Origin of the sequence: Pseudomonas sp. FSL L8-0168 (assembly GCF_037976155.1) — a bacterium.
GTDB lineage: Bacteria > Pseudomonadota > Gammaproteobacteria > Pseudomonadales > Pseudomonadaceae > Aquipseudomonas > Aquipseudomonas paracarnis.
On sequence record NZ_CP150262.1, the window covers coordinates 1,930,953 to 1,943,884 of the forward strand.

At 59.3% G+C, this 12,932-nt stretch carries 11 protein-coding genes; 3 read left to right on the top strand and 8 right to left on the bottom strand.

The features are described from left to right. Nucleotides 1–107: 107 nt before the first annotated feature. Together lexA and sulA are read left to right on the top strand one after the other, a co-directional pair. Nucleotides 108–716: a transcriptional repressor LexA gene (gene lexA, locus MHH62_RS08265; RefSeq protein ID WP_003172575.1), complete on the top strand. Its 609-nt coding sequence runs from the start codon at nucleotides 108–110 to the stop codon at nucleotides 714–716. A gap of 10 nt (nucleotides 717–726) precedes the next feature. Then, a complete protein-coding gene (gene sulA, locus MHH62_RS08270) occupies nucleotides 727–1,200 on the top strand; it encodes an SOS-induced cell division inhibitor SulA (protein ID WP_005786162.1) in 474 nt (157 codons plus the stop codon). 36 nt (nucleotides 1,201–1,236) lie between these two features. Here the strand turns inward: sulA and MHH62_RS08275 are convergent, their stop codons facing one another. The 7 genes from MHH62_RS08275 to MHH62_RS08305 form a co-directional block, all read right to left on the bottom strand. Continuing rightward, the gene (locus MHH62_RS08275; protein ID WP_014717511.1) at nucleotides 1,237–1,470 is read right to left on the bottom strand and encodes a hypothetical protein; all 234 of its coding nucleotides are present in this window, start codon (nucleotides 1,468–1,470) and stop codon (nucleotides 1,237–1,239) included. A gap of 530 nt (nucleotides 1,471–2,000) precedes the next feature. Beyond that, nucleotides 2,001–2,522 carry a DUF6586 family protein gene (locus tag MHH62_RS08280; RefSeq protein WP_003189653.1) on the bottom strand — a complete coding sequence of 174 codons (522 nt, stop codon included), beginning with the start codon at nucleotides 2,520–2,522 and terminating at the stop codon, nucleotides 2,001–2,003. Nucleotides 2,523–2,741: 219 nt separating this feature from the next. Beyond that, a complete protein-coding gene (gene topA, locus MHH62_RS08285; RefSeq protein WP_019818246.1) occupies nucleotides 2,742–5,363 on the bottom strand; it encodes a type I DNA topoisomerase in 2,622 nt (873 codons plus the stop codon). A gap of 114 nt (nucleotides 5,364–5,477) precedes the next feature. Next, the gene (locus MHH62_RS08290) at nucleotides 5,478–5,714 is read right to left on the bottom strand and encodes a DUF1653 domain-containing protein (RefSeq protein WP_032803813.1); all 237 of its coding nucleotides are present in this window, start codon (nucleotides 5,712–5,714) and stop codon (nucleotides 5,478–5,480) included. A 98-nt stretch (nucleotides 5,715–5,812) separates the two neighbouring features. Beyond that, a complete protein-coding gene (gene fadA / locus MHH62_RS08295; protein ID WP_003189650.1) occupies nucleotides 5,813–6,988 on the bottom strand; it encodes an acetyl-CoA C-acyltransferase FadA in 1,176 nt (391 codons plus the stop codon). A 29-nt stretch (nucleotides 6,989–7,017) separates the two neighbouring features. Beyond that, entirely contained in the window at nucleotides 7,018–9,165 is a 2,148-nt protein-coding gene (gene fadB / locus MHH62_RS08300) for a fatty acid oxidation complex subunit alpha FadB (RefSeq protein WP_339232816.1), read from the bottom strand. Between the two features lie 486 nt (nucleotides 9,166–9,651). Next, on the bottom strand, nucleotides 9,652–10,089 hold the full coding sequence (locus MHH62_RS08305) for a hypothetical protein (protein ID WP_339232817.1): 438 nt from the start codon (nucleotides 10,087–10,089) through the stop codon (nucleotides 9,652–9,654). Nucleotides 10,090–10,194: 105 nt separating this feature from the next. On the opposite strand from MHH62_RS08305, the gene MHH62_RS08310 reads away from it, so the two are divergent. Next, the gene (locus MHH62_RS08310; RefSeq protein ID WP_014717508.1) at nucleotides 10,195–10,635 is read left to right on the top strand and encodes a universal stress protein; all 441 of its coding nucleotides are present in this window, start codon (nucleotides 10,195–10,197) and stop codon (nucleotides 10,633–10,635) included. A gap of 182 nt (nucleotides 10,636–10,817) precedes the next feature. On the opposite strand, the gene MHH62_RS08315 is transcribed toward MHH62_RS08310, so the two are convergent. Then, nucleotides 10,818–12,740, bottom strand: a complete 1,923-nt coding sequence (locus MHH62_RS08315) for an ATP-binding cassette domain-containing protein (protein ID WP_060767241.1) — start codon at nucleotides 12,738–12,740, stop codon at nucleotides 10,818–10,820. Nucleotides 12,741–12,932 lie beyond the last annotated feature (192 nt).

The window sequence follows — 12,932 nt, forward strand, 5'->3', positions numbered from 1 at the left end:
GACGGTTGACGGATGACCGTCCAGCGGGGCCACTAAAAAGGATGATTGCCAAGCGCAGTTCACTGTATATAATCCCAGTCACTGTATAAAAAGACAGAGCGATCAACATGCTAAAACTGACGCCACGCCAAGCTGAGATTCTGGCTTTTATCAAGCGCTGCCTTGATGACAATGGTTACCCGCCTACCCGTGCGGAGATTGCCCTGGAACTGGGGTTCAAGTCCCCGAACGCCGCCGAGGAACACCTCAAGGCCCTCGCTCGCAAAGGTGCGATCGAGATGACCCCGGGTGCTTCGCGAGGTATTCGCATCCCTGGCTTCGAAGCCAAGGCCGACGAGTCGACATTGCCGATCATCGGTCGCGTCGCCGCAGGTGCGCCGATCCTGGCGCAGCAGCACGTCGAGGAATCCTGCAACATCAACCCGACCTTCTTCCACCCTCGCGCCGACTACCTGTTGCGTGTGCACGGCATGAGCATGAAGGACGTGGGTATCTTCGACGGCGACCTGCTGGCCGTGCATACCACCCGCGAAGCCCGCAATGGCCAGATCGTCGTGGCCCGTATCGGCGACGAGGTCACGGTCAAACGCTTCAAGCGCGAAGGCAGCAAGGTCTGGCTCCTGGCCGAAAACCCTGAGTTTGCCCCGATCGAAGTCAACCTGAAAGACCAGGACCTGGTGATCGAAGGCTTGAGTGTCGGCGTCATTCGCCGCTAAAGGAGGCATCATGCAGCTCGTGCACACCCCACAACATACACAACTGTCGCTGTTCGAGGCCTTCATGGCCCAGCCCCTTGCGCCAATCCTCAAGGAAACGGTCGAAGCCCCCTGGGGCGGCGAACCTGAGGCGTTCAGTGAACTGTCGTTGCGCGGTGCGGCTGAGAGCTGCCTGAACCTGCTGGCACCTATCCTGCGCGAATTGAGCGAAGATCAGGACGCCCGCTGGCTGACACTGATCGCCCCGCCCGCCAGCCTCACCCAGGCCTGGCTGCGGGACGCTGGGCTCAACCGTGAGCGTATCCTGTTGCTGCAACCACGCGGCGCGCAAAGTGCCCAGCAGCTAACCTGCGAAGCCTTGCGCCTGGGCCGCAGCCATACGGTGGTGAGCTGGTTGAACCCGCTGAATGCCAGCGCCAAGCAGCAACTGATCAGTGCTGCGCGCACGGGTGATGCACAGAGTTTGAATATTCGATTGGGGTAATGATGGCGCGCCACAGAAGCAGCCGTCACAAAGGACTCAGTGAAGAACGCGCGGCCCTTCATCTTTCTCCGGCTCGCCTTCGGCAAGGCGACCTGCCATCTGCACGCCCACGCTCAACATGGCTTTAGCCACTTCGACGTGCTGGCCTTGCAGGAAGACCTTGGCGTCTTCGGAGAAATCCAGAATAACCAGAGAACCCTCGTCCTCAGCCCGGCGCAGTTCGATTCGGCCGTCAGGCAGTTCAACAATTTCCAGAAAGGACGTTGGCATAAAAGTCTGTTCTCCACGAAAGGCCTGGGATTATATCAGTCATCCACCCAGCCTCGCAGGGGATATGGACAGGTTTGTTTACGGTGTGATGAATGGCGCCCTAGGGAACACGCGTCTCTATGTGGGAGCTGGCTTGCCTGCGATGGCGGAGTATCAGCGCATAATCAGCAAACTAACCCACCGCTATCGCAGCATAAGTACCTATACAACTTTGCAGGCTAAAGCAGCCAACGGTAAGCACGATGCGAAGCGAGTAGCTTTTGATCTGCTTTTGATCTTGATCTCAGGCGCCCCGTTAAACCACGCTGGCATTCCGGCTTTTCCACAGTGACCCGCCGTCAGGCGGAGCCCTAAGTGGCCGTTGCCGCAGGAATGAATATGTACTCGGTATAACAGGGTCGCCTGTCAGGCCGCCATCGCAGGCAAGCCAGCTCCCACAGGTTGAACGCGGGGCATCAGATCGATAGGTGTCGGCTGGCAGGCCGTCATCGCAGGCAAGCCAGCTTCCACATTTGCTTAGTGCAACCCCTTCAGCACTCGTTGAGCCCTTCACGAAAACGCAGCGCCATCTTTTTCAGCTCCTGGCGCCAGCCTTCCAACTCCTCACGGCTCAAAGGCTTAGGCTCATCCTGCTCCAAGGCCACGGCGACGATCAGCGGCTGGGTGACATCACCTTTGGGCACATGGGGAATACGCGGCGGTTGAAACATATCCGCATGGGCTTTGAGCAGCCGTGCCACCCAACTGTCGGGGCTTTGGGCCATTTCCACCAGCTCGGCCAACTCGGGGATTGCCATGGAATCCAGCACTTCACGATTCATGATCATTTCTGCACGCGGCGCACCGGCCTGGGGTAGGCGGTAGAACCCGGCGATCTCATGGCACAGCCCCAGCAAGGCACCGTACAGGTGGAACAACGCCGCTTCGCGCCCCGCCTGTACCAGCGCGATGGCGTTCATCTCTTTCCCTTCCTCGGCACGGCCAAGGGCCTCCAGGGATAAACCCGCGAAGTAAATTTTCTGATTGGTACGGGTATAGAGTTCGTTGGCCATGACGGCAATCTCCACAACGAATAGGCGTGATGCTGGCTGTGTAGGAGCGAGCTTGCTGTGGCGAGGGAGCTTGCTCCCGCTCGACTGCGTAGCAGTCGCCAGCTATTGGGGGCGCTTCGCACCCCAGCGCAAGCAAGCTTGCTCGCCACAACAAGCTCAATCCTACAGTAAGCAAAAGCCGTCTATACAGACGGCTTTTGGCGTTAACAGACTAGCGGATCAAGCGCCCTGGCGCTTGTCCTCGACCTTCCACTTGCCGCCGTCGTAGAACGCTTTCCAGCCAGTAGGCTTGCCGTCCACTTCGGTCTGCACGTACTGCTCCTTGGTCTTGCGGCTGTAACGGATCACGGCTGGGCGACCATCCGGGTCCTTTTTCGGCGCTTCACACAGGAAGTGGTACTTCGGATCGATCTCGTCCTTGTGCGGCACGATCTCCATCACCAGTGGTGCACGGGTCTCGCGGTTTTTCGGGAACTGGCTCGCAGCCAGGAACAGCCCCGAAGCGCCGTCACGCAGGATGTAGGTGTCGTTGACCTTCTCGCACTTGAGCTCGGGCATCTTCACCGGGTCCATTTTCGGCGGCGCCGCATCACCGCTTTTCAGCAGTTTGCGGGTGTTCTTGCACGTTGGGTTGGTGCACCCGAAGAACTTGCCGAAACGGCCAGTCTTGAGCTGCATCTCGCTGCCGCACTTGTCGCATTCCAGGCTCGGGCCTTCATAGCCCTTGATGCGATAGGTGCCCTCTTCGATCTCGTAGCCGTTGCAATCCGGGTTGTTACCACAGATGTGCAGCTTGTGCTTCTCGTCCAGCAGGTAGGCGTCCATCGCCGTGCTGCAGATCGGGCAGCGGTGCTTGCCACGCAGCACCAGCGACTCGGACTCACCCTCGTCGTCAGCCGCGATTTCATCGCCCGGTACCAGGTTGACGGTCGCCTTGCAGCGCTCTTTGGGCGGCAGGCTGTAGCCCGAGCAACCGAGGAACACGCCGGTGGAGGCGGTACGAATCTGCATCGGTCGACCGCAGGTAGTGCACGGAATATCCGTCATCACCGGCTGGTTGGCGCGCATCCCGTTCTCGGGGTTCTCAGCCACTTCAAGCTTTTTCTTGAAGTCGCCGTAGAACTCATCCAGCACGTTTTTCCAGTCGCGTTCGCCCTGGGCCACGTCATCGAGGTTCTCTTCCATGCCGGCAGTGAAGCCGTAGTCCATCAAGTTGGAGAAGCTCTCCGACAGACGCTCGGTGACGATGTCACCCATCTTTTCCGAATAGAAACGACGGTTGTGCAACGCAACGTAGCCACGGTCCTGGATGGTGGAGATGATTGCCGCGTAGGTCGACGGACGACCGATACCGCGCTTCTCCATCTCTTTCACCAGACTGGCTTCGGAATAACGCGCCGGCGGCTTGGTGAAGTGCTGGGACGGGTCGAGCTTGATCAGCTTCAGTGTGTCGCCCTGGGCCATGTCCGGCAGCACATCATCATCGCCAGGCTTGGCGATCTGCGGCATCACACGGGTGTAGCCGTCGAACTTGAGGATACGGCCCTTGGCACGCAACTCGAAATCGCCCGCGCCCACGCTGACGGTAGTAGACAGGTATTGCGCCGGCAGCATCTGGCAAGCCAGGAACTGGCGCCAGATCAGCTCGTAGAGGCGCTCAGCGTCGCGCTCCATGCCGCTCAGCTTGGCAGGCGTGGTGTTGGCGTCAGACGGACGAATCGCTTCGTGAGCCTCTTGTGCGCCTTCCTTGCTGCTGTAGACGTTCGGCTTCTCCGGCAGGTAGGTCTTGCCGAATTCGTTTTCAATATAAGTACGCGCCATCGCCACCGCGTCCTGCGACAGGTTGGTGGAGTCCGTACGCATATAGGTGATGTAGCCAGCCTCGTACAGACGCTGGGCCATCATCATGGTCTTCTTCACCCCGAAGCCCAGGCGGTTGCTCGCGGCCTGTTGCAGGGTGGAGGTGATGAACGGCGCCGACGGCTTGCTGCTGGTCGGTTTGTCTTCACGCTTGACGATGCTGTAGCTGGAAGCCTTGAGCTTCTCCAGCGCGGCCATGGCCTGGGCTTCGTTCAGCGGTTTGAAGGCCTCGCCTTTCTCACGGGCCACTTCAAAGCGCACGTTGGCGCCCTTGGCAGTGCCGAGGTCGGCGTGGACTTCCCAGTATTCTTCAGGGATGAACGCACGGATCTCGCGCTCACGCTCCACCACCAGCTTGACCGCTACCGATTGCACACGGCCGGCGGACAGGCCACGGGCGATCTTCGCCCACAGCAGTGGCGAGACCATGTAGCCGACGACGCGGTCGAGGAAGCGACGGGCCTGCTGGGCGTTGACACGGTCGATGTCCAGCTCGCCCGGCTTGGAGAAGGCTTCCTGGATGGCTTTCTTGGTGATTTCGTTGAACACCACGCGCTTGTAGCGGCTGTCATCACCGCCGATGGCTTCGCGCAGGTGCCAGGCAATGGCTTCCCCTTCGCGGTCCAAGTCCGTCGCGAGATAGATGGTGTCAGCATCTTTGGCGAGCCGGCGCAGCTCTTCGATGACCTTTTCCTTGCCCGGAAGGATTTCGTATTTGGCCTTCCAGCCATGGTCCGGGTCCACACCCATGCGCGAAACCAGTTGCTTGCGCGCTTTTTCTTTAGGCGTGAGTACCGGACCTTCGCCCGCGGCGGCCTTGCCGCGCTTGGCGGCAGGCTCCTTGCTGGCGCTAGCCGAACCGCTGGTGGGCAGGTCTCGGATATGGCCGATACTCGACTTCACCACGTACTCGTTGCCCAAGTACTTGTTGATGGTCTTGGCCTTAGCCGGGGATTCCACAATGACCAGCGATTTGCCCATGGATCGGAAAATTCCTGAATTCGAGAAGTGAAAGGCAGTTGGCGCCTGACGCGGCAACGCTATATATAGTGGCAACCGGATGAGGTCAAGCGCAGCATTCTGCGCGACCTGCCGTTATTGCCCTTTAAAAAGACTGGGTTCGGCCTGCACCAAAGCAAAGCGCGGGACCTGCTCGCCGTCAACTTCGACGGTCTCCAGGAACATGCTCAAGGGGCGCACCCAAAAGCCGTATTCGCCATACAGTGCTTGGTAAAACACCACTTCTTCTTCGGTTTCGGAGTGCCGTGCCACGCTGAAAACGCGGTACTGCGGCCCCTTATAATGTTGGTAGAGCCCTGGTTCGACTTTCATGCTCTGGCCCTCATGCAAAATTCATTGAAAAAAAATATTAAAAAATCCCAAAAAACAAAAACCGGGGCACTGGGCCCCGGCTTCCGTCAACCGAACGCTTAGACGCGTTCGAAGACGGTGGAGATGCCTTGGCCGAGACCAATGCACATGGTTGCAACCCCAAGGTTGCCGCCATTTTGCTTCATCACGTTAAGCAAAGTGCCAGAGATACGCGCACCGGAGCAACCGAATGGGTGGCCCAGGGCAATCGCACCGCCGTGCAGGTTAACCTTCTCGTTCATCTTGTCGAGTACTTTCAGATCTTTCAGCACTGGCAAGGCCTGTGCGGCGAAAGCTTCGTTGAGCTCGAAGAAGTCGATATCAGAGATGGAAAGGCCTGCGCGCTTCAAGGCTTTTTGTGTGGCCGGTACTGGACCATAGCCCATGATCGCCGGATCCACACCCGCCACTGCCATCGAACGAATCACGGCCAGCGGCTGGATACCCAGGTCCTGGGCACGCTGCGCCGACATCACGATCATGCACGAAGCACCGTCGGTGATCTGCGAGGAAGTACCGGCTGTCACGGTGCCGCCCTTTGGATTGAAGGCGGGCTTGAGGGCCGCCAGGCTTTCCAGGGTAGTGTCCGGACGAATGGTTTCGTCGTAGTCGAACAGTTTCAGGAAACCATTCTCGTCGTAGCCGTTCATCGGGATGATTTCATCCTTGAACTTGCCTTCCACCGTCGCCTTGTGGGCGAGCTGGTGGGAGCGCAGGCCGAAGGCGTCCTGGGCTTCACGGGTGATGCCGTGCATTTTGCCGAGCATTTCCGCGGTCAGGCCCATCATGCCCGAGGCTTTCGCCGCGTAGAGGGACATGTGCGGGTTAGGATCGACGCCGTGCATCATGCTGACGTGGCCCATGTGCTCCACGCCGCCGACCACGAACACATCGCCGTTGCCGGTCATGATCGCTTGCGCAGCGGTGTGCAGCGCGCTCATCGACGAGCCGCACAGGCGGCTGACGGTCTGGCCGGCCGCGGTGTGCGGGATCTGGGTCATCAACGACGCCATGCGCGCGATGTTCCAGCCCTGCTCCAGGGTCTGGTTGACGCAGCCCCAGATCACGTCCTCGACTTCGTTCGGGTCGACCTTGGTGTTGCGCTCCAGCACTTTGCTGATCAGGTGCGCCGACATGTCTTCGGCGCGGGTGTTGCGGTGCATGCCGCCCTTGGAGCGGCCCATCGGCGTACGACCGAAGTCGACAATCACGACGTCTCTTGGATTCAAGCTCATAAATATTCTCGCTCTAGTCGATTGGGCGCTTAACCGAAGAAGCTCTGGCCATTCTTGGCCATTTCACGCAGCTTCGCGGTCGGGTAGTACAGCGGGCCCAAATCAGCGTATTTGTCAGCCAGGGCAACGAACTCGGCCACACCGATCGAATCGATGTAACGCAACGCGCCACCACGGAATGGAGGGAAACCAATACCGTACACCAGGCCCATATCGGCTTCGGCGGCGGTTTCAACGATGCCGTCTTCCAGGCAACGCACGGTTTCCAGGCACAGGGCGATCATCATCCAGTTGATGATGTCTTCGTCCGACACCTCACGCTGTTCGTAGATGACCGGAGCGAGCACTTCGTGCACCGACGGGTCGGCCACTTTCTTCTGCTTGCCCTTCTTGTCGGCCTCGTAGGCGTAGAAGCCCTTGCCATTCTTCTGGCCCAGGCGCTTGGCCTCGTACAGCGCGTCGATCGCCGAGCGGCGGTCGTCTTTCATGCGGTCCGGGAAGCCTTCAGCCATGACGTCGCGACCGTGGTGGCCGGTGTCGATGCCGACCACGTCCATCAGATACGCCGGGCCCATGGGCCAGCCGAATTTTTCCATGACCTTGTCGATGCGTACAAAATCCACACCGGCGCTGACCAACTTGGCGAAACCGCCAAAGTACGGGAACAGCACGCGGTTGACCAAGAAGCCCGGGCAATCGTTGACGACGATCGGGTTCTTGCCCATTTTCTTGGCGTAGGCAACGGTGGTGGCCACGGCCAGCTCGCTGGACTTCTCGCCACGGATCACTTCCACCAGCGGCATCATGTGCACCGGGTTGAAGAAGTGCATGCCGACGAAGTTTTCCGGACGCTTGAGGGCCTTGGCCAGCAGCGAGATGGAAATGGTCGAGGTGTTGGAGGCCAGGATGGTGTCATCTTTGACCTGGGCTTCCACTTCAGCCAGTACCGCCTGCTTGACCTTCGGGTTTTCGACAACCGCTTCGACCACCAGGTCGACGTGGCCGAAATCACCGTAGGACAGCGTAGGACGAATGCCGTTGAGCACTTCAGCCATTTTTGCAGCGGTCATACGACCTTTATCAACGCGGCCCACCAGCAGCTTGGCGGCTTCGGCCAGGCCCTGTTCGATACCGTGCTCGTTGATGTCTTTCATCAGGATCGGCGTGCCTTTGGACGCCGACTGATAGGCGATACCGCCACCCATGATACCGGCGCCGAGTACGGCGGCCTGTTTCACGTCCTTGGCGATTTCGTCGTAGGCCTTGGCCTTTTTCTTCAGTTCCTGATCGTTCAGGAACAGGCCGATCAGGCTCTGGGCCGCCGAGGTTTTCGCCAGTTTGACGAAGCCTGCCGCTTCCACTTCCAGGGCTTTGTCGCGACCAAAGTTCGCGGCCTTCTGGATGGTCTTGATCGCTTCAACCGGCGCCGGGTAGTTCGGGCCGGCCTGGCCTGCCACAAAACCTTTGGCGGTTTCGAACGACATCATCTGTTCGATGGCGTTGAGCTTGAGTTTTTCCAGCTTCGGCTGACGCTTGGCCTTGTAGTCAAATTCGCCGCTGATGGCGCCTTTGATCAGGTTCAGCGCGGCTTCGGCCAGTTTGTCCGGGGCCACCACAGCGTCGACGGCACCGACTTTCAGTGCGTCTTCAGCCTTGTTTTCCTTACCGGCGGCGATCCATTCGATCGCGTTGTCGGCACCGATCAGGCGCGGCAGGCGCACGGTACCGCCAAAGCCTGGGTAGATACCCAGCTTGACTTCCGGCAGGCCGATCTTGGCCGTCGCGGACATGACACGGAAGTCTGCCGCCAGGCACATTTCCAGGCCGCCGCCCAACGCGATGCCGTTGATGGCAGCAACAGTCGGCACGTTGAGGTCTTCGAAATCGCTGAAGATCTTGTTGGCTTCGAGGTTGCCAGCCACCAGCTCGGCATCGGGCAGCTTGAAGTTGTCGACGAATTCGGTGATGTCAGCGCCGACGATAAACACGTCCTTGCCGCTGGAGACGATCACGCCCTTGACCGAAGCATCTGCTTTGATGGTGTCTACGGCCTGACGCAGTTCGTTCAGGGTTAGACGGTTGAACTTGTTGACGGACTCACCCTTGAGGTCGAATTTGAGTTCGACGATGCCACTTTCAAGAGCCTTAACCGTGATGGCTTTACCTTCGTAAATCATCAACTGATCTCCACGATATGGAAGCTGAACAGTACACACTGGACGCTGGTCTCTGGTTTGACATTGACAGTTGAATCAATGCTCACGCCAATCCGCCAGGCACACCCGCCAGTGCGATAGTCGGGTTTTGTATGAGTCGTCTGACAGGCAAACGCTCAATTCATACGCCCGTTTGATTTGGGTACGCCACCTTCATCCAATTCCGAGCAATTGTCAATCGCTCCAAAGGCTAGGAAAAACGCGACTTTCCAGTCATTTCAGAACCCGGCCCACAGGCTCGCCACCCGTCAATATTCAAATATTCACAGGATCAATAATGGAAAGGATGTGGGAAAAGGCTGTACAGAAAGCAATACACGACTAGGCTAGCGGCAATGTGCAGATTTACCGGCCTGCCTGGCCACCTCCAGCCCGATGATGATGTCGGGCTTTTTATTGCCTGGCTTTCCTGTAGGAGCGAGCTGGCTCGCTCCTACAGAGCTTGGGTCAGGCCAGGGCCTTGAGCAGCGTATCAATATCTTTCAGGACGCTTGCGTCGCCCTTTTCGCCCCAATACAGAGCAATCATCTGTTTGTCGGCCTCGACCTTGTAGACGTTTGCCGGCAGCGTTGCAAAATGCGGCAACAACTTCTCATCCGCACAGGGTTCACGCCACTGATTGACCCATAGCCCCGGCTCCAGCTGCCAGTAGCTCCACGTTGCGGGCGCGCTGCCGCGTCGTGGCCGGCAATACTGCGCACAGGGGCTCGGCGGCTCCTGCTTGAGCCAGTGCGGCCATTCCTGAGGCGCCAACTGCATGGCCAGGCCGATGCGGCGTGCCTCCATGCGCAGGGCCATACGCCCACTCTGCTGGCGCGAAGGTCGCAGCCATACCAGGGGGCTCAAAACCACCGCAAGGATTGACACCACTATCCAGACCGTCATATGTGTACTCCCGAATTTCTAGATGAGCGGATTTGATCTGCGGCAACCCCATCCGCTTGAAAGCAGCCATACTGAACTTATTGCAGTCCTCTGGAGGAACGCCTCATGCCCTACGAACATATTCTGGTCGCTGTCGACCTGACCGAAGAGTGCGATCCAGTGATCAAGCGCGCACAGGAATCCGCGATTGCCAATGGCGCCAAACTGTCGTTGGTACACATCGTCGAGCCCATGGCCATGGCCTTTGGTGGTGACGTGCCGATGGACCTTTCCCAGCTGCAGCAACAACAATTTGACCAGGCCAAGGAGCGCCTTGACCGTTTGATTCTCAAATACCCGCACCTGAAAAAGGAAGACTGCCACCTGACATACGGCCAACCGCGCCAGGAAATTCACCACCTGGCCAAGGAAAAGGCTTGCGACTTGATCGTGGTGGGTAGCCATGGTCGTCACGGTTTGGCGTTGTTGCTGGGCTCGACCGCCAATGATGTATTGCACGGCGCGCCGTGCGATGTATTGGCCGTCAAACTGATAAAGAGTCCGTAAGACCGATAAAGGTCTAATGTGGGAGCTGGCTTGCCTGCGATAGCGGTGTATCAGCCACCCGATGCATCAACTGGCAGACTGCTATCGCAGGCAAGCCAGCTCCCACAGTTGAATCGCATTTCATATTAAAAAGCCCGGCGCTCATAGAAGAGCGCCGGGCTTTTTTATTGCGGCTCGATCACTCAGGCATCCAGCTCGGCCCAACGCTCAACCAACGCTTCCAGCTCCTGGTTCAACGTCTCCAGGGAGGCGATAACCTTGGCGGTTTCTGCCGCAGGGCGCAGGTAGAAGCCGGCGTCAGCCATTTCCGCTTCCACCGCAGCAATCTGCTGTTCCTTGGCGTCGATATCACCTGGCAAAGCTTCCAGCTCGCGCTGCAACTTGTAGCTGAGCTTCTTCTTGGCAGGCGCAGCGTCAGCAGCCGCTGCAGGCGCCTGCGCAGCGACCGGAGCCACCACCGCCGTGTTCAGGTCGGCCTTGCCCGACTTGCTCTCGGTCACGCCCAGCAGGCGCGGCGAGCCGCCCTGACGCAGCCAGTCCTGATAACCGCCCACGTATTCGCGCACCTTGCCTTCGCCTTCGAAAACCAGGGTGCTGGTGACCACGTTGTCGAGGAATTCCCGGTCGTGACTGACCATCAGCACGGTGCCGTTGAAGGTCAGCAAGACCTCTTCCAACAGTTCCAGGGTTTCCACGTCGAGGTCGTTGGTCGGTTCGTCGAGCACCAGCAGGTTGGCCGGCTTGCTGAACAGCTTGGCCAGCAGCAGGCGCGCGCGCTCACCACCAGACAGCGCCTTGACCGGCGTGCGCGCACGTTGCGGGCTGAACAGGAAGTCGCCCAGGTAGCTGAGTACGTGGCGGCTCTGGCCGTCGATGTCGATAAAGTCGCGACCTTCGGCGACGTTGTCGATCACGGTCTTTTCCAGGTCCAACTGGTGGCGCAACTGGTCAAAGTAGGCCACGTCGATGCGAGTGCCCTCTTCCACCTTGCCGCTGGTCGGTTGCAGGCCGCTGAGCATCAGCTTGAGCAAGGTGGTCTTGCCGGTACCGTTGGCGCCCAACAGGCCGATACGGTCGCCGCGCTGCAGGACCATGGAGAAGTCCTTGATCAGGAACGGGCCGTCCGGGTGATGGAAGCTGACGTTCTCCAGCACCATCACTTGCTTGCCCGACTTGTCGGCAGTATCGAGCTGGATATTGGCCTTGCCGGTACGCTCGCGGCGCTCACTGCGCTCCACGCGCAAGGCTTTCAAGGCACGCACACGGCCTTCGTTACGGGTGCGACGGGCCTTGATGCCCTGGCGGATCCAGACTTCTTCCTGGGCCAGCTTCTTGTCGAACAGCGCGTTGGCGGTTTCTTCGGCCGCCAGGGCGGCTTCCTTATGCACCAGGAAGCTGGCGTAGTCGCCGTTCCAGTCGATCAGGCCGCCACGGTCCAGCTCGAGGATGCGCGTAGCCAGGCTCTGCAGGAAAGCACGGTCGTGCGTGATAAACAGCACGGCGCCCTGGAAGTCCTTGATGGCTTCTTCAAGCCAGGCGATGGCGCCGATGTCCAGGTGGTTGGTCGGTTCGTCGAGCAGCAGCAGGTCCGGCTCGGACACCAGGGCCTGGGCCAGCAGCACACGGCGACGCCAGCCGCCGGACAATTCGGCGAGGGTCTTGTCTGCCGGCAGTTGCAGGCGGCTCAGGGTGCTGTCCACCAGTTGCTGCAAGCGCCAGCCGTCACGGGCTTCGAGGTCTTGCTGGACGTGCATCAGTTTGTCCAGGTCTTCTTCGGTGACGCAGTTCTGTGCCAGGTGATGGTATTGCGCGAGCAACTCGCCAACGCCGTCCAGGCCTTCGGCTACCACGTCGAACACTGTCCGTCCGTCGGCCACCGGCAATTCTTGCGGCAATTCGCCGATCTTGAGGCCCGGGGCACGCCAGACAGAGCCGTCATCGGGCTTCTGGTCGCCTTTTACCAGCTTCATCATGCTGGACTTGCCGGTGCCGTTGCGGCCGATGATGCACACCCGCTCACCACGGGCGATCTGCCAGGACACCTTGTCCAACAACGGCATGGCGCCGAAAGCAAGGGACACATCGCTGAATTTGAGCAGGGTCATACGCTTCTCCAAAAACTGGGCGCGCATTCTACCTGATGTGAGGGTGGGATGCGGTCGGCATTTTCTCTATTGACACGTTCTGTAGGACATTTCCGGCGAACTTGAACGAACCAGCCGGCAAAGCTTTCGCGGGCCGCTGGCAAAAGGCTAAGCTAGGGGCAATCAGTGTCGGCAGTGCCGGTGCTAGTCGTG